At 63.0% G+C, this 19,473-nt stretch carries 15 protein-coding genes and 1 tRNA gene; 11 read left to right on the top strand and 5 right to left on the bottom strand.

Features of this window, described 5'->3' with window-relative positions; all coding sequences use genetic code 11:
* The first annotated feature begins 18 nt into the window (after positions 1-18).
* The 11 genes from fdnG to AC07VG_RS00320 all read left to right on the top strand — a co-directional run bounded on the left by fdnG (position 19) and on the right by AC07VG_RS00320 (position 11,802).
* Entirely contained in the window at positions 19-3,084 is a 3,066-nt protein-coding gene (fdnG, locus tag AC07VG_RS00370; protein ID WP_495020248.1) for a formate dehydrogenase-N subunit alpha, read from the top strand.
* Positions 3,084-4,025 (top strand): formate dehydrogenase subunit beta, encoded by a 942-nt coding sequence (fdxH, locus tag AC07VG_RS00365; RefSeq protein WP_495020247.1) that lies wholly within the window; start codon positions 3,084-3,086, stop codon positions 4,023-4,025. Before fdnG ends, fdxH begins: the two co-directional genes overlap by 1 nt.
* On the top strand, positions 4,022-4,675 hold the full coding sequence (locus tag AC07VG_RS00360) for a formate dehydrogenase subunit gamma (protein WP_495000851.1): 654 nt from the start codon (positions 4,022-4,024) through the stop codon (positions 4,673-4,675). Before fdxH ends, AC07VG_RS00360 begins: the two co-directional genes overlap by 4 nt.
* 4 nt (positions 4,676-4,679) lie before the next feature.
* The gene (gene fdhE, locus AC07VG_RS00355) at positions 4,680-5,603 is read left to right on the top strand and encodes a formate dehydrogenase accessory protein FdhE (RefSeq protein ID WP_495020246.1); all 924 of its coding nucleotides are present in this window, start codon (positions 4,680-4,682) and stop codon (positions 5,601-5,603) included.
* Positions 5,604-5,795: 192 nt separating this feature from the next.
* The gene (gene selA / locus AC07VG_RS00350) at positions 5,796-7,283 is read left to right on the top strand and encodes an L-seryl-tRNA(Sec) selenium transferase (RefSeq protein ID WP_495020245.1); all 1,488 of its coding nucleotides are present in this window, start codon (positions 5,796-5,798) and stop codon (positions 7,281-7,283) included.
* Positions 7,280-9,196, top strand: a complete 1,917-nt coding sequence (gene selB / locus AC07VG_RS00345) for a selenocysteine-specific translation elongation factor (RefSeq protein ID WP_495020244.1) — start codon at positions 7,280-7,282, stop codon at positions 9,194-9,196. The genes selA and selB overlap by 4 nt, the downstream gene beginning before the upstream one ends.
* Before the next feature lie 134 nt (positions 9,197-9,330).
* Positions 9,331-9,426: transfer RNA gene (locus AC07VG_RS00340), tRNA-Sec, on the top strand.
* Between the two features lie 81 nt (positions 9,427-9,507).
* Positions 9,508-10,017 carry a cupin domain-containing protein gene (locus AC07VG_RS00335; RefSeq protein ID WP_495001023.1) on the top strand — a complete coding sequence of 170 codons (510 nt, stop codon included), beginning with the start codon at positions 9,508-9,510 and terminating at the stop codon, positions 10,015-10,017.
* A gap of 152 nt (positions 10,018-10,169) precedes the next feature.
* Positions 10,170-10,580, top strand: coding sequence for a DUF2946 domain-containing protein (locus tag AC07VG_RS00330; protein ID WP_495000848.1), 411 nt, complete (start codon positions 10,170-10,172; stop codon positions 10,578-10,580).
* Between the two features lie 128 nt (positions 10,581-10,708).
* Positions 10,709-11,314, top strand: a complete 606-nt coding sequence (locus tag AC07VG_RS00325) for an SCO family protein (RefSeq protein WP_495000847.1) — start codon at positions 10,709-10,711, stop codon at positions 11,312-11,314.
* Positions 11,315-11,343: 29 nt separating this feature from the next.
* Positions 11,344-11,802: a copper chaperone PCu(A)C gene (locus AC07VG_RS00320; RefSeq protein ID WP_495000846.1), complete on the top strand. Its 459-nt coding sequence runs from the start codon at positions 11,344-11,346 to the stop codon at positions 11,800-11,802.
* Positions 11,803-11,932: 130 nt separating this feature from the next.
* Here AC07VG_RS00320 and tssA read toward each other — a convergent pair whose 3' ends face one another.
* The 5 genes from tssA to AC07VG_RS00295 are packed head-to-tail and all read right to left on the bottom strand — an operon-like array spanning position 11,933 to position 19,420.
* A complete protein-coding gene (gene tssA / locus AC07VG_RS00315; protein ID WP_495000845.1) occupies positions 11,933-13,015 on the bottom strand; it encodes a type VI secretion system protein TssA in 1,083 nt (360 codons plus the stop codon).
* Positions 13,012-16,833 (bottom strand): type VI secretion system protein, encoded by a 3,822-nt coding sequence (locus AC07VG_RS00310; RefSeq protein WP_495020243.1) that lies wholly within the window; start codon positions 16,831-16,833, stop codon positions 13,012-13,014. Before AC07VG_RS00310 ends, tssA begins: the two co-directional genes overlap by 4 nt.
* Positions 16,833-17,600, bottom strand: a complete 768-nt coding sequence (locus AC07VG_RS00305; RefSeq protein WP_495000843.1) for a DotU family type IV/VI secretion system protein — start codon at positions 17,598-17,600, stop codon at positions 16,833-16,835. The genes AC07VG_RS00310 and AC07VG_RS00305 overlap by 1 nt, the downstream gene beginning before the upstream one ends.
* 23 nt (positions 17,601-17,623) lie before the next feature.
* Entirely contained in the window at positions 17,624-18,964 is a 1,341-nt protein-coding gene (gene tssK / locus AC07VG_RS00300) for a type VI secretion system baseplate subunit TssK (protein ID WP_495000842.1), read from the bottom strand.
* Positions 18,965-18,997: 33 nt separating this feature from the next.
* On the bottom strand, positions 18,998-19,420 hold the full coding sequence (locus tag AC07VG_RS00295; protein WP_495000841.1) for a type VI secretion protein: 423 nt from the start codon (positions 19,418-19,420) through the stop codon (positions 18,998-19,000).
* Between the last annotated feature and the right edge of the window lie 53 nt (positions 19,421-19,473).

Raw genomic sequence — 19,473 nt, 5'->3', positions numbered from 1 at the left:
CCTGATCGGGAGTACACGATGGATCTCAACCGTCGTCAGTTCTTCAAGGTCGCCGCCATCGGCCTTGGAGGCTCGAGCCTGGCCGCGCTGGGCATGGCCCCGGCGCCGGCCTTCGCCGAGCAAGTGCGCCACTTCAAACTCACCCATACCCATGAAACCCGCAACACCTGCCCGTATTGCTCGGTCGGTTGCGGGCTGATCATGTACAGCCAGGGTGATACCGCCAAGAACGTGGCCCAGAACATCATCCATATCGAGGGTGATGCCGACCATCCGGTCAATCGCGGCACGCTGTGCCCCAAAGGGGCCGGCCTGCTGGACTTCATCCACAGTCCCGACCGCCTCAAGTATCCGCAGGTGCGCAAGCCGGGCAGCCAGGAATGGACCCGGATTTCCTGGGATGAAGCCCTGGACCGCGTCAGCGACCTGCTCAAGGCCGACCGTGATGCCAACTTCATCGAGAAAAACGCCCAGGGGCAGACGGTCAACCGCTGGCTGAGCACCGGCTTTCTCGCCGCCTCGGCGGCGTCCAATGAAGCCGGTTACCTGACCCACAAGGTCATTCGCAGTCTGGGCATGCTGGGGTTCGACAACCAGGCGCGTGTCTGACACGGCCCGACGGTGGCAAGTCTTGCCCCGACGTACGGCCGTGGAGCCATGACCAACACCTGGACCGATATCGCCAACGCGAATCTGATCCTGGTGATGGGTGGCAATGCCGCTGAAGCGCATCCGTGCGGCTTCAAATGGGTGACCGAAGCCAAGGCCCACAACCAGGCTCGGCTGATCGTGGTCGATCCGCGTTTTACCCGGACCGCCTCGGTGGCCGACTACTACGCGCCGATCCGCACCGGCAGCGATATCGCCTTCATGGGCGGGCTGATCAACTTCCTCCTGAGCGAGGACAAGATCCAGCACGAATACGTGCGCAACTACACCGATGTATCGTTTATCGTCAAAGCCGGCTTCGGCTTCGAGGACGGGCTGTTCAGCGGCTACGATGCGGCCAGCCGCACCTATACCGACAAGTCCTCCTGGGGTTACGAACTGGGCGAGGATGGCTTCGCCAAGGTCGACCCGAGCCTGCAACACGAGCGCTGCGTCTACCAGTTGATGAAACGGCATTACAGCCGCTACACCCTGGAACTGTCGAGCCAGACCTGCGGCATGCCCCAGGACGCCATGCGCAAGATCTGGGACGAGATCGCCACCTGCTCGCAACCGGGCAAGACCATGACGATTCTCTATGCCCTGGGCTGGACCCAGCACTCCATCGGCTCGCAGATCATTCGCAGCGCCGCCATGGTCCAGCTGTTGCTGGGCAACGTCGGCATGCCCGGCGGCGGGGTCAATGCCTTGCGCGGCCACTCGAATATCCAGGGACTGACCGATCTCGGGCTGTTGTCCAACTCGCTGCCCGGCTACCTGACCCTGGCCTCCGATGCCGAACAGGACTACGACACCTACATCGCCAAGCGCGCCCTCAAACCCTTGCGTCCCGGCCAGTTGTCCTACTGGCAGAACTACGGCAAGTTCCATGTCAGCCTGATGAAGGCCTGGTACGGCGCCAATGCCACCGCCGAAAACCACTGGGGCTACGACTGGCTGCCCAAGCTCGACAACCCCGGCTACGACATCCTGCGCATGTTCGACCGGATGGGGCACGGACTGGTCAATGGCTATATCTGCCAGGGCTTCAACCCGATTGCCGCGTTGCCCGACAAGAACCGGGTGACCGCGGCGCTGGGCAAGCTCAAGTGGTTGGTGGTGATGGACCCGCTGGCCACCGAAACCTCGGAGTTCTGGCGCAATGCCGGGCCTTACAACGATGTCGACACCGGCAGTATCCAGACCGAGGTCATTCGTTTTCCCACCACTTGCTTCGCCGAGGAAGACGGCTCGTTGACCAACAGCAGTCGCTGGCTGCAATGGCACTGGAAAGGCGCCGAGGGGCCTGGAGAAGCCCGCACCGATGTGAAGATCATGAGCGAATTGTTCCTGCGTCTTCGCAAACGTTATCAGGCCGATGGCGGCGCTTTCGCCGAGCCGATCCTCAAGCTGAGCTGGCCCTACAAGATCGCCGCTGAACCCTCGCCGGAAGAACTGGCCCGGGAAATCAACGGCTACGCCAGCGCGGACTTCACCGACACCGGCGGCAGCGCGATCAAGGCTGGCCAACAACTGGCCGGATTCGCCCAGCTCAAGGACGATGGCAGCACCGCTTCGGGCTGCTGGATCTTCTGCGGCAGCTGGACCGAGCAGGGCAACCAGATGGCCCGGCGCGACAACAGCGATCCCTACGGAATGAAACAGCACCTGGGTTGGGCCTGGGCCTGGCCGATGAACCGGCGCATTCTCTACAACCGCGCGTCCGCCGACATCCAGGGCAAGCCCTGGTCGCCGGAAAAACGCCTGGTGTGGTGGAACGGCAAGGTCTGGAGCGGCACCGATGTGCCTGACTACAAGCCCGATGTACCGCCGGAAGCCGGGATGAATCCGTTCATCATGAACCCCGAGGGCGTGGCGCGGTTCTTTGCCGTCGACAAGATGGCCGAAGGGCCGTTCCCGGAACACTACGAGCCGTTCGAAACCCCCATCGGCATCAACCCGCTGCACCCGGATAACAAAAAGGTCACCAGCAGTCCGGCGGCGCGGATCTTCGATTCGGTCTGGGACACCCTGGGGGTGGCGAAGGACTTCCCCTATGCGGCCACCACTTACCGGCTGACCGAGCATTTCCACTTCTGGAGCAAGCATTGCAAGCTCAATGCCATTGCCCAGCCCGAGCAGTTCGTCGAGATCGGCGAGGTGCTGGCCAAGGAGAAGGGCATCGCTGCCGGCGACCGGGTGCGGGTCAGTTCCAAGCGCGGCCATATCGAGGCGGTGGCGGTGGTGACCAAGCGGATTCGGCCGCTGCAGGTCAACAACCAGGTCGTGCACCATATCGGCATCCCGCTGCATTGGGGATTCACCGGGGTGGCGCGGCACGGCTACCTGACCAACACCCTGGTGCCGTTCCTCGGCGACGGTAATTCGCAGACCCCGGAATCCAAGTCGTTCCTGGTCAACGTGGAGAAAATCTGATGGCCAGCCAAGACATCATTGCCCGTTCGGCGACTACCACCTTGCCGCCCTCGGTACGCCAGCAGGAAGAAGTGGCCAAACTGATCGACACCACCAAGTGCATCGGCTGCAAGGCCTGCCAGGTAGCCTGTTCGGAATGGAACGAACTGCGCGACGAGGTTGGCCATAACCACGGCACCTACGACAACCCCCAGGACCTGAGTGCCGAAAGCTGGACCCTGATGCGCTTCACCGAGCATGAAACCGCCGCCGGCAACCTGGAGTGGCTGATCCGCAAGGACGGCTGCATGCACTGCGCCGATCCCGGTTGCCTGAAGGCCTGCCCCAGTCCGGGGGCGATCATCAAGCACGCCAATGGCATCGTCGATTTCGACCAGGACCATTGCATCGGTTGCGGCTACTGCATCACCGGCTGTCCCTTCGACATACCGCGGATCTCGCAGAAGGACCACAAGGCCTACAAGTGCACGCTGTGTTCTGACCGGGTGGCGGTGGGGCTGGAGCCGGCCTGTGTAAAAACCTGCCCGACCGGGGCGATTGTCTTCGGTAGCAAGGAAGACATGAAGGAGCACGCCGCCGAGCGCATCGTCGATCTCAAGTCCCGCGGCTTCGACCAGGCCGGCTTGTACGACCCGGCCGGTGTCGGCGGTACCCATGTGATGTACGTGCTGCACCACGCCGACCAGCCATCGCTGTACGCCGGTCTGCCGAACCAGCCGAGCATGAGTCCCTTTGTCGAATTGTGGAAAGGCATCAGCAAGCCCCTCGGTCTGCTGGCGATGGGCGCGGCGGTGCTGGCGGGTTTCTTCCACTACGTGCGCATCGGCCCGCAACGGGTGGAGGAGGACGAGCATCCGGCGCCCCCGGACAACAGCGTCCACCAGGTCGATCCCAGTGTGCATGTCTTTGATCCGAAAACCGGTGAGGAGCCACGGCCATGAGCGACAAGCCGATCCTGCGTTATACCGCCAACCAGCGCAGCAACCACTGGCTGGTGGCGATCCTGTTCTTTATGGCCGGTCTGTCGGGGCTGGCGTTGTTTCACCCGTCGTTGTTCTGGCTCAGCCAACTGTTCGGCGGCGGTCCCTGGACCCGTATCCTGCATCCATTCATGGGCCTGCTGATGTTCGTGCTGTTCCTCGGGCTGGTGATCCACTTCTGGCGGGCCAACGTCTTTATCGCCAACGATCGCCTGTGGCTCAAGCGGGTGGACCGGGTGATGCGCAACGAGGAGGAGGGCGTTCCGCCGATCGGCAAGTACAACCCCGGGCAGAAGCTGCTGTTCTGGACGCTGCTGGCGTGCATGCTGGTCCTGCTGTTCAGCGGGGTGGTGATCTGGCGGGCGTATTTCAGCCAGTACTTCGGCATCGGCAGCATTCGCCTGGCGGTGTTGCTCCATGCCCTGGCGGCGTTTGTGCTGGTGTTGAGCATCATCGTGCATATTTATGCCGGTATCTGGATCAAGGGTTCGCTCGGGGCCATGCTGCATGGCTGGGTCAGCCGCGCCTGGGCGCGCAAGCACCATGCGTTGTGGTACCGCGAAGTGACCCGGAACGAGGCCTCGACCGCCGAGCCACCGAAAAAGGGATAAACGCTTGAACACGATATTGGAACCTGGACAGATCGAGGCTTCGGCCAGTTCGCCACCGTTTCTGCACCTGCCACCCTCGACGCTGTTTGCCTTGCGCGCGGCCCGGCTGGAACAGTTGGCGGTGGGGCACCCGTTGGCCGAGTACATCGGCTTGGTGGCCGGGCTTTGCCGAGTGCAGCAGCAACTGCTGGACCAGCCGCCGACCGCCACGCTTCCGGACCTTGAGCGCCAGCGGCTGTGCCTGGAACACGGCCTGCCACCGCTGACCGCCGACAGCCTGGTGCGCGAAGATCTTTGGCTGCCTTGGCTTGACGCCTTGCTCGCGAGCTACACGAGCACGACGCCCGCTGTGCGACAGGCCATCGGTACTTTGCAGGACAGCCGCGCCGGACAGCGCAAGGTCTGGGCACTGGCGTTGCTCGGGGGCCAGTACGCCGGTTTGCCTGCAGCACAGGTGCCGTTTCTCGGCGCCGCCTTGCAGGCGGCCTGGAGTCATTGGTTACTGAGCGTGCCGAACCTTGCGCTGAAGCCTTGCGAGAGCCTGAGCCAATGCCCGGCCTGTGGTTCGCCGGCGATGGCCGGGGTGATCCGGCACCGGGGTAAGTTCAACGGCCTGCGTTACCTGGTGTGTTCGTTGTGCGCCTGCGAATGGCATGTGGTGCGGGTCAAATGCATCTATTGCGAACAGAGCAAGGGGCTCAAATACTTGAGCCTGGGAGATGACGGCCATGCGGCTGGGCATGCGCCGTTGCGGGCGGAAATCTGCCCTGGCTGCAACAGCTATCTCAAGCTGCTGTATCTGGAAGAGGACGCCGAAGCCGAGGCGCTGTCGGCTGATATCACCAGCCTGGCGCTGGATATTCGCCTGGATCAGGAAGGTTACCTGCGTCAGGCACCGAACCTGTTGCTGGCACCTGGCGGCGATTGAACCGTCATCATTTCTCCCCTTGTAGGAGCGAGCTTGCTCGCGATGAGCGTCAACGATAACGCGGGAAACCTGATGCCCCGCGGTGCCTGGGCTACCATCGCGAGCAAGCTCGCTCCTACAGAGGGCGGCGGCGTAGGTCAGAGATAGGCGTCTACACTCAGGTTTCCGCATCGCGCCTTCAGGAAACCGCTGATGTCCTCGAACCTTGCCGCTGTCCCGCCACGCCTGCCTTCCATCGATAGCCTGTTGCGTGACCCCGCCTGCCAGCCTCTGTTCGAGCGTTACGGTCGCGATGCCTTGCTGGCGGCCCTGCGGAATCTGCTCGATGAACTACGCGAACCGGCCCGTTCGGGCCAACTCAGCGCCGCCGAACTGACCCTGCCAGTCCTCGCGGGCAGGGCCGGCGAGCGCCTGTTCAACCAGCACCGCAGCCGTGTGCAACGGCTGTTCAATCTGACCGGCACGGTGCTGCATACCAACCTCGGGCGCGCGCTGCTGCCGGAAGAAGCCATAGAGGCTATGCAAACCGCCGCCCGTTACCCGCTCAACCTCGAATTCGACCTGCACAGCGGCAAGCGCGGCGACCGTGACGACCTGATCGAGGGCCTGATTCGCGAACTGACCGGCGCCGAAGCCGTCACCGTGGTCAACAACAATGCCGCCGCCGTGCTGCTGGCCCTCAACAGCCTCGGGCAACGCAAGGAAGGCATTATCTCCCGCGGCGAATTGATCGAGATCGGCGGGGCCTTTCGGATTCCCGACATCATGGCCCGCGCCGGTGTCCGCCTGCATGAAGTGGGCACCACCAATCGCACCCATGCCCGTGACTACGAAGCCGCCATCGGTCCGCGCAGTGGCCTGTTGATGCGCGTGCACGCCAGCAACTACAACATCCAGGGTTTCACCGCCCAGGTAGCCACCGCCGAGTTGGCCCGGATTGCCCATCGGCATGGCTTGCCGTTGCTCGAGGACCTGGGCAGCGGCAGCCTGCTGGACCTCACTCGCTGGGGCCTGCCCGCCGAACCCACGGTGCGTCAGGCGCTGGAAGACGGAGCCGATATTGTCACCTTCAGCGGCGACAAATTGCTCGGTGGGCCCCAGGCCGGGTTGATTGTTGGGCATAAGGAGTTGATCGCGAAGATCAAGAAGAACCCGTTGAAACGGGCGTTGCGGGTCGACAAGCTGACCCTCGCGGCGCTGGAGGCGGTGCTGGGGTTGTACCGTAACCCGGACCGATTGGCCGAGCGTTTGCCCAGCTTGCGCCTGCTGACCCGACCCCAGGCGGAGATCCTTGCCCAGGCCGAGCGTCTGCGCCCGTTGTTGGCCGGCGTCTTGGGGGAGGGCTGGAGCGTCTCGGCGATGCCGGCTCTGGGCATGATCGGCAGCGGTAGCCAACCGGTGGCGCGGCTGCCCAGCGCGGCCTTGTGCCTGCGGGCCAATACCTCGAAGCGCCTGCGCGGGCGCACTTTACATGGGCTGGAGGCCGCGTTGCGGGGGTTGCCGATTCCGGTGTTGGGGCGCATCGATGATGATGCCTTGTGGCTGGATCTGCGTCAGTTGGATGACGAGGCGGTCTGGGTGGCGCAGCTTGCGGGGTTGAACCTCGGGACCGCGTCATCGTTCATCGCGAGCAAGCTTGCTCCTACAAAAAGCGGGCCGCAGGGGAGTCGGACGAGGTGATCGTCGGCACGGCGGGGCATATCGACCATGGCAAGACGAGCCTGCTCCAGGCGCTGACCGGTCAGGCCGGCGACAAGCGCCGCGAGGAGCGCGAGCGCGGCATCACCATCGATCTGGGTTACCTCTATGCCTCGCTGGCGCCCGGCTGCGCGCTGACCGGTTTTATCGATGTGCCCGGCCATGAGCGGTTTATCCATAACATGCTGGCCGGTGCCCAGGGAATCGACCTGGTGCTGTTGGTGGTGGCCGCCGATGACGGAGTGATGCCCCAGACCCGCGAGCACCTGGCGATCGTCCAATTGCTGGGTATACCCCGGGCATTGGTGGCCATCAGCAAATGCGACCGGGTGGACCCGGCGCGCAGAGCTCAGGTGCACGCCGAGATTCAGGCGTTGTTGGCATCCGGGCCTTATGCGCAGGCGCCGCGTGTCGAGGTTTCCAGTGTCAGCGGCGAAGGCATCGAAACACTGCGCCTGGCTTTGCTCCAGGCTCAAGGCGAAGTTCGCCAGCGTAGTGACGAAGGCGGCTTTCGCCTGGCGATCGACCGGGCCTTCAATGTGCCGGGCAGTGGCATTGTGGTCACGGGCACGGCCTTGTCCGGTCATGTCGGTACGGGCGACGTCCTGGCGTTGGGCCCCGCCGGCAAAACCGTGCGGGTTCGCGGCCTGCACGCGCAGAACCAGCCGGGGAGCGAGGCCTTTGCCGGGCAACGGGTAGCGCTGAACCTGAGTGCCGAGCGCCTGGTGCTCGAGCAGATTCATCGCGGCCACTGGTTACAGGCCGAGTGGCTGCATGCGCCGACCCAGCGAGTGGACATCGAGCTGCAACTGCTCGCCAGTGAAACCCGCAGGTTCGAACACTTCAGCCCGGTCCATATTCATTTGGGCACCCAGGATGTGCCGGGGCGGGTGGCCTTGCTCGATGTCACGCAACTGGCGCCGGGAGGACGGGCCTTTGCCCAATTGTTGACCCAGGCGCCCTTGCAGGCGGTGCATGGCGATCGTCTGGTGCTGCGCGATCAAAGCGCACAACGAACCCTCGGCGGCGGTCGGGTGCTGGATCCCTTTGCGCCGACTCGCCAGCGGCGCAGTTCCGAGCGCCTGGCGCAGTTACAGGCCTTGGCGCAGGCGCAGAGCCTGGAGGCGGTGTTGCCGACATTGCTCGCCGGCAGCGCTGGCGGTCTTGATCCACAACGGCTGGAGCGCCAGTTCAATCGACCGCGCGACAACTGGAAGCTGCCTGCCGATATCAGTGTGATCTCCACGCGACAAGGCTCGCGGCTGTTCAGCAGTGCCGGTTGGCAAGCCCAGAAGGATGCCTTGCTCGCGCAACTGGCGCGCTTTCACAGCCTGGAGCCCGATCAACTGGGGCCGGACCGTGACCGTTTGCGACGCTTTGCCGCCTTGGCACTGGAGCGGCCGGTATTTATCAGCCTGCTGGACGCCTTGCTCGACAACGCCACGATTGTCGCGAGCGGACCCTGGCTGCATTTGCCTGACCATCAGGTACGTTTGAGCGAAGACGACGAGGGTTTATGGCAACAGCTTCAACCGCTGCTGGAGCAGGGCGCAATCGATCCTCCGTGGGTACGCGCCCTGGCGTTGTCGACCGGGCAGGATGAAGACGCCGTACGCTTGCTGTTGCGCAAACTGGCCAGGCTGGGGCAGGTGTACCAAGTGGTGCACGACCGTTTTTACACGGAAGCGGCAGTCCGGCAATTGGCGGCTATGCTGGTGCAATTGGCGGCGGATAATCCGACGGTACAGGTGATCGCCTTTCGTGATCGGCTGGGCTTGGGGCGTAAACGCTGCATACAGATATTGGAGTTTTTCGATCGTATCGGCCTGACCCGGCGTGTTGGCAACTTGCGCTTCATTCGTGCCGATAGCGCGCTGGCGAACCCGCGGAACTGAGCACACCACCCCCCCCTGTAGGAGCTGGCTTGCCAGCGATAGCGATGTAACATTCACCACCGTCATCGCTGGCAAGCCAGCTCCACATTAGGGGGTCGGCGTTTTCATAAAGATTTCATGGTCGCAAGATCAATGGAAGGCAATCGCGCCCGGTGGCGCGGCCGGGCTTCAAACCCGGTTGGGGACGGCATCCGTTCCCGGGCAGGTTCGACTCCGGCTGCCTTCCGCCAATTCTTTCACTTGTTGTCCGAGCCGCGTCATACTCCGGGTAGACGACTCTACCGACAACCCCCAGCAGGACGGACTCGCCCATCGACAGGCCCTCTCTCAACGCACAGCAACTGGTTGCCGCCTTGAACCTGGAACCTCATGTGGAAGGCGGCTACTACCGGCGAACCTTTCAGGCCGATGATCGAGCCATGCTCGCCACCGCCGGCGGCGAGCGCTACCTGCTGACCTCCATCTATTACCTGCTGACCGAAACCGCTCCCATCGGCCATTTTCACCTGAATCGCGCCGATATCCTGCACTACTACCATCTGGGCGATGCCATCGAGTACAGCCTCGTTTTTCCGGATGGCACTTTGCAAACCGTGATCATGGGCAACGACGTCCGCGCCGGCCAATGCCTGCAACTGCATGTTCCTGGCGGTGTCTGGAAAGCCTCACGGCTGTTACCGGGATCCACGGCCTACGGGTTGATCAGCGAGGCCGTATTCCCCGGTTTCGACTTTGCCGACATGACCCTGGGTCGACAACAGGAGCTCGCCGCGCGTTTTCCCGAACATGCCCAGTTGTTTGAATCGTTGGCACACCCATGAACACCACATTCGGTTAGATCTGCAGCGACCGCCAAGCCGCTTCGGCCAGCTCAATCCGGAAGGTCGCGGGGCGACTCTGGACTCTGGCGCGGCAGCCGATGTGCCATTTTGTCGCACCACCCGCCACAGTGACGGTGGTACATTCTGCGCCCATGAAACCCATCCCGCCCCTTCGACCCTCCGGTCGCCGCCGCACCGGTGCCTGGCTCAGCCTGCTGGCCATGCTGCTGGTCTTTGCCGGCCCGCTGATCGGACAGGGACTAAGCCTGGCCCCCGGTGCCGGTCCGTCGAGCGAAGATATCTGCGGCGCGGTGCCCGGCCTGAGCGTGACCGCGCCGCGGGATTCCGGCTCGGCGGATCAGCACGGGACGATGCTCTGGGAGAAATGCGGTTATTGCTCGCTGCTGTTCCAGCACCCGGCCCTGAACGACTCCCATGCCCTGGCGCCTCGCCTGGCCCTGTCCCCGACCAGCTTTGCGCACAACCACTTCACCCCCGAGCAAGCCTCGGCCGCGGTTTTTCCGGGGGCCCGCTCGCGCGCACCGCCTCAGGCCAGCGCCTGATCCGCCGCACCGATCATTGTCGAGACGGCCTTCCGCCGATAAGCCCCGACGCCCGCTGAGGCGCATCAATGGGCATTTATCCGCCAGCACAAGGCCGCGACATCGCTCCCTACGAAGGACTACAGAACATGAATGAATTGCTGACTCGCCGCCAGGTCGTTGCCGGCCTTGGCCTGCTCGGCCTCGGCGCGCTGACCGGCTGCGACAGCTCCAACGGCCTGTCGTACAAATACGGCAAGGACCTGAGCGACGAGATCCTCGGACGGACCTTCAAACTGAAGGACACTGCCGGCAACGTCAAAACGCTGTCCAGTTACCGCGGCATGATGCCAATGGTGTTTTTCGGCTTCACCCAGTGCCCGGCCGTCTGTCCGACCGCGTTGGCCAGGGCGGTGCAGGCCAAGAAACTGATGGGGGTGGACGGTGACCGATTGCAGGTGATCTTCATCACCCTGGACCCGGAACGCGATACGCCCAAGGTGCTCGATGCCTATGTAAAGGCCTTCGACCCGAGCTTTGTCGCACTTTACGGCAGCCTGGAAGAAACCGCGGCCACCGCCAAGGAATTCAAGGTGTTCTACGAAAAGATCCCCAGCGGCTCGACCTACACACTGTCCCATTCGGCGACCAGTTTCGTCTATGACACGCGGGGCGTACTGCGCCTGGGGCTGTCGCCATCGCTGTCGGCCAAACAGTGCGCCGAGGATCTGCTCACGGTGATGGAAGTCTGCTGATGAATATTCGAGCTTATAAGGTTGCGACCATGAAACCCTTGAACGTCCTGATGTTTTCCCTGCTTGCGCTGCTGAGTGTCCCGAGCTTTGCCCAAACCAGCGTGGACGACGCCTGGGTGCGCGCCACCGTGCCCGGCCAACCGTCGACCGGGGCTTTTATGCGGATCACCTCCAGTGATGAAGCCAAGCTGCTGGAAGCGAAATCGCCGGTGGCCAAGATCGTGCAGATCCACCAGTCGAAGATGGACAACGACGTGATGAGCATGCAGCCGGTGGCGTTCGTGCCATTGCCGGCGGGCAAGACCGTGGCCATCGAGCCCGAGGGTTATCATGTGATGCTGATCGACCTGGTGGGGCAGGTAAAGGAGGGCGATGAAGTGCCGCTGACCCTGGTGGTGGAAAACGCCAAGGGCATCAAGGAGTCGATCGAGGTCAAAGCCCATGCACGGGCGTTGAACAGCATGGCCGATCACGGCGACATGCACTGAAGCCACGCGATTTAAAACTGTAGAAACTGGCTTGCCGGCGATAGCGTTTTTCAAGCGACAGCGATGTCGACCGGCAGATCGAATCGCCGGCAAGCCGGCTCCCACAATGACCGCGCAAGACCATTCTTGTTTAAGGCAAGACCCCGAGCAATCTCCAGATCCGCTGGATATCGGGGTCGGCCTTGATCAGTTCCCCAAGCAACTCCGGCAGCTCCATGTTCCCCCAATCCACCGCACGGTTGATCAGGTAGGGGACCGGGCTGTGGGGCTCGACCCGTTTCAGATAGTCGGAAATAACTTTTAACTGTCGATAGGCGGCCTGGCGTGACTCTGGCGCCGACAGCGGCAGCGGGGCCGTTGTGGTGGCAGGCTCCTCGATCGTCGGTTCAGCGGGCAGGCTGACTGGCACAGGCAACGGTTCCGGGTGCATGGCGATAAACTCCCGCAAGGCTTGAACGTGTAGATCCAGGATGTTTTGCAAGGCGGCAAGGCTCGGCGCGTCCTCACCCAGTTGGCTGTCGCCCCAGCGGTTCAGTCGTTCGACACCCTGCAAACAGCCATTGAGCAACTGTAACCGCGCGTCGAGCTGATCCAGCGGAACCCGCAGCACCGCCTCGCGCCAGTCACGTAACAGGTCCTGCGACTCCTGCGCCAGGGCCTTTGCCTTGCGCTCCTCGCTCTTGTTCAGCCGCTGTTTCTGCGCCCGCATCCACTGTTCCAGCGTCAGGTTTTCGAAGCCGCGCGCCGCGGTGCCCAGCAAGGGCACACGGATATTCAGCAACAGGCTGTACTGGCGAACCAGCAAGGCCAGTGGCGATGCCAGCCAACTGGCGTCGTCACCCCGAGGGTAGAGTGCCAGGCCATAACGCTCACATAGCCCAACTACCAGTTCCAGCGCTACACACAAACCAGGCAATTGATAACGCTGCAACCAAGCCTCTCCTAGCCAGGTCGCCACCAGCAAGTCCTTGCTCTGCTGGCTCAGCAGCTCGCTGGCCAGGTTTTCCACTGTCGACCAGTCCGCGCGTTTCAGGTCGGCCTGCCAGACCCCTGTGGGCAGGCTGCCATCGTCTTCGCGACGGGCCTCGCGCAATACGTCGATCTCGGGTGCCGAGCGCAAGCTGATACCGGCCTGATCGGCGCCGGGCAGGGGCTCGATCAGGCCCGGTAAACGCAGGCGCAGTTGATCGAGGGAGGGGGTGTCGATAGTCATTGTTGGCTCTCGGTACTGGCCACTGGCAACGGGAAGACCGACCCATAGGGCGAGGCCGGCACGCGCGTCGGCAGCGCGCTGAGGGTCAGCGGCTGCTTGCCTCCGACCGCCTTGAGCGACAGGCGTAGGAACATCAGCGCGTTGGCATTGCCCGGCAGTGGCGAGCGCAACGGTAGTTGCAGCGCCAGCGGCCGGTCACCCGCCTCCTGGGTCGCAAAGTGATTGCCGGCCTGGTTGGCGTGGATAAAGCGCAACAAGGCCCAGGTGCCTTCGTATGACCAACTGGCTTGCAAATCGGCCACGGCCAGCGCCGGTTGTTTCGGATCGTCCTGTGGACGTTGGCTGCTGCCCTTGGCCCAGCGCAGGGCCAGGCGGACCGGTTCGCCGACGGTCCAATTGGCGTGGCTGAGATTTTCCGCCGGATAGCCGACTTCCCGTGGGCCGGTGGCCAGGTTCCAGTCAATCACCTGGTCGGCGCCACGTTCTTCCTCGCGGTCGGTGCGCCAACGCACCTCCAGGTCCAGACCCCGCACGCCATCCTTGTCACGCAGCAGCAACGGCCCGAGCCAGGCCCGGGCATTTTGCAGGTTGAACAGGAACTCGGCGGCCGCGGACGATTGTGGCGAACGGTTGTTCTCCAGGCCGCTGAAGGCGCTGGGTAGATTCTTGTCGATCAGGTCGAGGAACTCGCGGACCCGGTCGGGGTTGGCATCAACCGGTGTATCGTCGCCGCTGAAGGGGAAACGCCCGGCCAGGTAGGTACTGAAGTAATCGCCCAGGCGCTTCCAGGCCACCGCGGCAGTGTAATTCTGCAAATTGTCGCAGCGTTGCCGCGCCCGCTCATGGGCGCTGCGGGCAAGCAGGGCGATATTGCCTTGTCCCATCGGCAGGATCGAATCCGACAGGGTCTTGGCGCAGTTGCCCAGGTCCATGTCGTTGAAATCGCGCAGGACCATCTGCTGGTATTGCAACGGCGAGCTGGCCGGGTTCTGGTCGTTGTACTTCTTGAGTTCGGCACTCATGTCGACAAAGCTGTCGAGACTTCCATCGTCGCTGGCCGAGAGTCGATCACGTTGCTGATCGAGCCACTCGATAGCCGGACGCGCGGTGGCCAACGAATCGCCGATCAAGGTGAACTGCCGATTCAAGTCCAGTTTCAAGGCCTGCGGATCACTTTCCCGGAAGCTGCGCAGCGACAGGTTGCGGGTGCCGTCCCATTGGCTGAAGTCGATGGGCTGACGAAACAACGGCAGTGCATCGATCTCGGCGATGGCGCGATGCAGGTCGTTCAGCGCGCGGGTATTCAACTCCTGGCGCAGCGCTTCGGTCTGGCGCGTGTCGGCAATGTCGCTGAACACTTGCAGCACTTGCAGGGCCTTGTCGGCGGGCAGGTTGAAGGTCGTGCCGCGATCGACGCCCGCAGGCTTGCCGGTGCTCAGGCTGGAGACGTTGTTCAGGCTTTGCCACATGGCGGCGGCGGTCGCCGAGCGGGCGGCGCTGATCATGGCCTTGCGGTAGGGCGCCGGCAGTTCCGCCACGCTCTGTTGCAGCCAGAGCTGGTAGCTGTCGTGATAGTGCAGCGCCGCATCCAGTTTACCGCCGTCCAGCTCGCGCAACCCCTGGCCGCTCAGCGGTGGTGCATCGTCCTGGTTCAGGGCCATCTGACTGAAATCCTGGTGCAGCAGCGCCGCGACCACCTGTCCGAGCTTGTCGACGTTACTTTGCAGCTCCAGGGCACCGCCGCTCTGTTGCCGTAAAATGCTCTGTTCCTCGTCGCCCTGTTCCAGCCAGCGGTCGTGGAAGGTCCGTTTCGAGCTGTCGGCATAACGCTCGACCTGGTCGACGGCGCCGCTACCGATCAATGCACTTTGCCGGGCTTTTTCGAGCCCTTCCTGATAACCGGGCGCCAATTGCGCGCCGTTGCCCTGACTCCAGGCCGCATTGGTCAAGGCCAATAACTGGCGCAACCGGGCGATGGAGGCATCCAGCTCTTCAAGCTCGGCGAGGCTGTTGCGCTGGCCTCCCTGCAAGGCTCGCAATTGGCTGTTCAAGGCACCGGCAGTGGCGCTGAAGTCGGAACTGGCGAACAGGCTGTCGAGCCATAGGCTCATGGCATCGACGTAGCGCTTGGCAATCTGCGGCTTGAGCGGGTCCAGTTGCACGGGGCTGGCCAGCGGCACTTCTGTGGTGGCCAGCAGGTTGTTGTAGTCATCGCTCAGCGGCAGGCCCTTGGTCTGGAAATTGAATCCGAACAACTCGTTGGCCAGGGCGATGGTATCGTCCAGCGGGCGTTGGTCGCCTTGCAGGCTCTGGGCGAAGCGTTTGTTGTGCTGCTCCACCGCCAGGGCCTGGTCGAGCACCTGCATGGCTTGGCGATAGGCCTCTTCATTGTTGCTGCTGCCGGCCCTGGGGCGCGTCGCCACGCGAGGTGCAATCAGGGTATTGATCTCGTCCTGCAATTTGCCCTTGAGCGGCGAGAACAATTGCACCCGGGCCCGGACACGCAGCTCCTGCGCCAGTTGCTGGTCCAGCGAGGAGAGCCAGGAACCAGGCAGGAGCGAGGTGCGCATATGCCAACGTGGCGCGGCCTGGAGCAAGCGCCAGAAGCTGGCGATGCGTTCGCGCGCGGCATCGTCGTCGAGGGTCACCGGGTTATGCACCTGGTCATCGTGCAGCAGGCCGTTCAACTGCGTCGCGGCGTCGCTACGGCCGTGCCAGGTCCAGAGCATGCCGATCACCCAGACCAGGCCGATCACGCCCACGGTCAGGGCCACCAGTCGCTGCCAGCGTTGACGCAATTGCAGGATGCGCGTGATCGGCTGGGCCAGTCCTTGTTCGGCGATGATCCGTTGCCGCCACAGACGTGGTGTGAACAGCGGTGGTGCGAGGATCGGTGCCGGGCCCTCGGCAAAGGGCTCGGCATCGGCCGCCGGCGCGGCGGGACCCGCCTGGGCACTGAAATACAGGCCGCGCAAACGTGGCGCTTCACCCATGGCGTTGCCCTGGAATATCGGGTCACACAAGGAGCGCAGGGGGTCATGCAGCGCTTGTAATTGCCGGGGCAGCAAGTACAACTCAGCGTCCACCTGGCCACGCAGCGTACCGATTTCCACCAGCAAGTCGGCCAAGGTCTGTTCGACCAGACCCAGGCCCTGGTTGATCCAGTCCGGATGCCAAGGGATTTGCGCCGAGTAGGGCGAGGTCCAGCCGAACGGCGCGTCCTTCGCCGCTGTCGGCAGCACCTCCAGCAGTTTACTGGTGCCGGGCAGGCTCTCGAAGCCACTCAGGAGCATATACACCGGCAGGCTCAGACCGAGACGCTGCTGCAAGTCGATAAACTTGCGCCGCACCGCCAGGCCGACCGCGGCGGTATCCTGATCGGGCGCCAACTGGTCGAGGTCGCAGAGCCAGATAATGCCGTCCGCCGGCCGATTGGCCCGGGCTTGCAGCAGCAGTTCCAGAAGCTGACGCCAGAGCTTGAGCTGCACGCTGGCACGCTCGCCATGGCTGAACAGGGCAGGGGGTACCACCAGGACCGCACCGTCGGGGCCGTACCACCAACGGCCGAACCAGGCCGGTTGCGCCGTGCTGGTCAGTCCCCAGCCGCTGAGCAGTGCCTCTATCTGCGGCGCATCGCCGAGCATCAGCAACCACGGCGTCTCATAACGGTCGTGCACGCCCAGCGCCTGCTCCCACTCGCTCACCGCGGCATAGAAGCTGCGATTGGCGCCGTTCAATCGCGCGGAATACTTCCACAGCAGCGCCACGACCACCACCAGCAGGAGCAGGCCCGCGAGTATTTCACCCAGGTAAGCCATCAGCGCTTGAGCTCCGTGACCAGTGTTTGCCGATCCTGCTCAAGAGCAGGCTGCACCCGGTATTGAATGTTCCACCAGAACGCCTGGCTGAGGCCGAGCAACAGCAAGAAGCCCAGCCCCAGCGCCAGGCCCAGCCGGTAACCGTCGGGCAGGCTGCGGCGTACGGGCAGTTGTTGCGGTGCGATGGCGCTCGGACGTTGCAGTTGCAAGGCAATGTCGTTGGCTGTCGCGCTGCGTTGGCGGATGAACGTGAACAGGCTGCGCCGCCATTTTTCGTGCAAGGCCGGGCCGCTGCCGTTGCGCAGTCGGCCCTGGAAGCCGAGGATCAGGCAGTACAGGTAGACGCTGCCCAGGTCACGCAGGGCCGGGTCACGGGTTTCCAGGAGTTTCTTGATGGCGACCGGAATCCGGTCGCCCGCCGAACGGGTGCCGAACATCCGGGTCTCCATCGGCAGGTCCTGCCAGCTGGATTGTCCCGGCCAGTCTTCGAACAACAGGTGTTCGTCGACCAGCCCGACGAAAGCGAAGAGTGTCGCCTTGGCTTGCTGGCCCTGGGCATCACCGACAGCGGCGAAGGTGCTGCGCCATAGCCGTCGAGCAATCTGACTGACTTGCTCGGCCACTTGCGCAACCTGCACCTTGGCCTCCGTGGTATGGGGCAGGGCCAGCCAGAACACCAGCCATTCATTCCAGGCCCGGTTGAAGGCGCTGCTCAGGGGCGCGGCCTCGAAGGTGTCGAGCGTCGGCAGTGGGTCATTATCCAGCATCGCTCATCAATCCCTGATCAGGTTCAGTCCCGCGTGGTGTCGAATATCATGATTTCAACCGGCTCGACCCTGGCGCTACCAGGTGGCATGTACAGGCACAGATCGGCATCGGGGGTGAACCCATCACCTCCGGCCTGCAAGGTGAACAGGCGAATATCCTCGGCAACGCCGTAGGCGACCTGATCGTTGCGTCCCAGTACGTTGAACGCCAACCCATGGGAGCGCTGCTGGATCAGGGGCGGCAATTGTGCCCGTGAAGCCCTGAATGCGTTTTGCAACCAATCCCCTGCCGCCTGTGGCGTAGCGCCGGAAGGCATGCGCAGGCCGATGACCAACTGTTGGACCGGCGTCTGGCGGTCCAGCAGGGCGATGGAGAAATGCTTGTCCTTGTAGTCGAAGCTGCGTCGAGTGTAGCTCGCGCGAATGTTGTTGAGCTGGCCTTCGATCCAGTCAAGCACCTGAGTGAAGCCGGACAGCATATCTTCGAATAGCAAGGGACTGAAACGGGGTAGGGGTTCCTCCGGCTGCAACCCGTATAGAGCGCCAACCAGACCGGTCAATTGCAGGTACAGCGCCATCGGCGAAGCCACACCGGTATCCAGCGTGGCCTGCAATTCCGGCAGCCGGGCCCCGATCGCCACCAGTTGCCCACGCAGTTCGACACCCTCCAGGGTCTTGCCGGCGTCCTGTGCCAGGCGCCAGCGGCCTTTAAGGAAATCGCATTTACTTCGAGCCAGCAGGCACACCTTGCTGATCCTCTCGCCGATCATCGAATCGGGGAGCAGCACAGGGCAGGGCGCAACGTAGTCCAGCTGGCTGAACACACCACCCGAATGGTTGATACGCAACAGGGGCAGGCGGATCGAGTCGGTGAGTTGGTTCTCCGTGACCAGCCGCACGGTGGGACGCCAGATACACACTGGGTCAGACGTCGGAGCGTCGCTGCCGTTCAGGTCCACGGCGTGGATATGGAGGGAATGCAGTCGGCCACTGATCTTGCCCAGCAGTCCGGAGCGCCACAACGGATCGACCGCCAGGTAAACCATGACGGTGCTCTGCTGCTGGAAATCATCGGCGCTCAGTTTGAGTTCAAGTGGGTAGTACTCCTTGTCCTTGACCGAATCCAGATCGATTACCAAACCATCGGGCATCACAGCCTCGAGTGCCTTGATGGTGATCTTGCCGCTGTCCAGCACCTCCAGTTCGATGTATTGCACGCCCCAGTACCAGGGCCTGGCATTGGCAGCGAGCCGGGCACTTACGCCCTCGGCACGCAGACTCTGCAACTGGAAATGTTGTGGCAGCAGGTGCATGCCCTCACTCCAGCAGATCGCATCCGGTATTGCATCCGGTATAGCGCGCATCCTTCACTCCTAAGCCTTCCTGGAATACGGTTTTCACTGGCCTTGGGCATCGAGCAGGCGCATCTCGCGGGCGCCGACCTTGAGCCAAATATCCGGTTGTTTGTCGAGCAGCAATCGGTGTGCGCCAGGTGTACTGTAGCCTGCGAACAGCAACAGTCCTTCAGCCTTTTCACCTTGCAGGGGATTGTTGGCGAACGTCATCAGTTGCCCGGGAACCACCTCCAGGCTCCAGACGTTGAAACCCTGGGGGAAGTCGCGACGCATCTGCTCACGCTGGGCAAACCACTGGTTGGCCGGCGTACCCTTGAGACGCTCCAGCAGTTGCGGATCGGCGACAGCGACAAAATCCAGGGGCAGTGGCGTGTCGCTGTTGGCTTTGGGCTCAACATCGACTATGACTTTCTGCAGGGCGACCTTCGGCGCAAACAAGCTGCAACCACTTATCTGAAATAGCATGAAAAAAGCTAGCGCACAGAGGCTACCGAGGAACTTAATTCGCTTCATAGGAT

Source organism: Pseudomonas sp. GW821-FHT03C07 (assembly GCF_059420925.1).
This window is presented reverse-complemented; position numbering and strand designations above follow the sequence as displayed.

Coding starts and splice junctions, on each gene's coding strand:
- fdxH (WP_495020247.1), top strand. CDS start 3,084: ATGGCCAGCCAAGACATCATTGCCCGTTCGGCGACTACCACCTTGCCG.
- AC07VG_RS00360 (WP_495000851.1), top strand. CDS start 4,022: ATGAGCGACAAGCCGATCCTGCGTTATACCGCCAACCAGCGCAGCAAC.
- selA (WP_495020245.1), top strand. CDS start 5,796: ATGTCCTCGAACCTTGCCGCTGTCCCGCCACGCCTGCCTTCCATCGAT.
- AC07VG_RS00330 (WP_495000848.1), top strand. CDS start 10,170: ATGAAACCCATCCCGCCCCTTCGACCCTCCGGTCGCCGCCGCACCGGT.
- AC07VG_RS00325 (WP_495000847.1), top strand. CDS start 10,709: ATGAATGAATTGCTGACTCGCCGCCAGGTCGTTGCCGGCCTTGGCCTG.
- AC07VG_RS00320 (WP_495000846.1), top strand. CDS start 11,344: ATGAAACCCTTGAACGTCCTGATGTTTTCCCTGCTTGCGCTGCTGAGT.
- tssA (WP_495000845.1), bottom strand. CDS start 13,015: ATGACTATCGACACCCCCTCCCTCGATCAACTGCGCCTGCGTTTACCG.
- AC07VG_RS00310 (WP_495020243.1), bottom strand. CDS start 16,833: ATGGCTTACCTGGGTGAAATACTCGCGGGCCTGCTCCTGCTGGTGGTG.
- AC07VG_RS00305 (WP_495000843.1), bottom strand. CDS start 17,600: ATGCTGGATAATGACCCACTGCCGACGCTCGACACCTTCGAGGCCGCG.
- tssK (WP_495000842.1), bottom strand. CDS start 18,964: ATGCGCGCTATACCGGATGCAATACCGGATGCGATCTGCTGGAGTGAG.
- AC07VG_RS00295 (WP_495000841.1), bottom strand. CDS start 19,420: ATGCTATTTCAGATAAGTGGTTGCAGCTTGTTTGCGCCGAAGGTCGCC.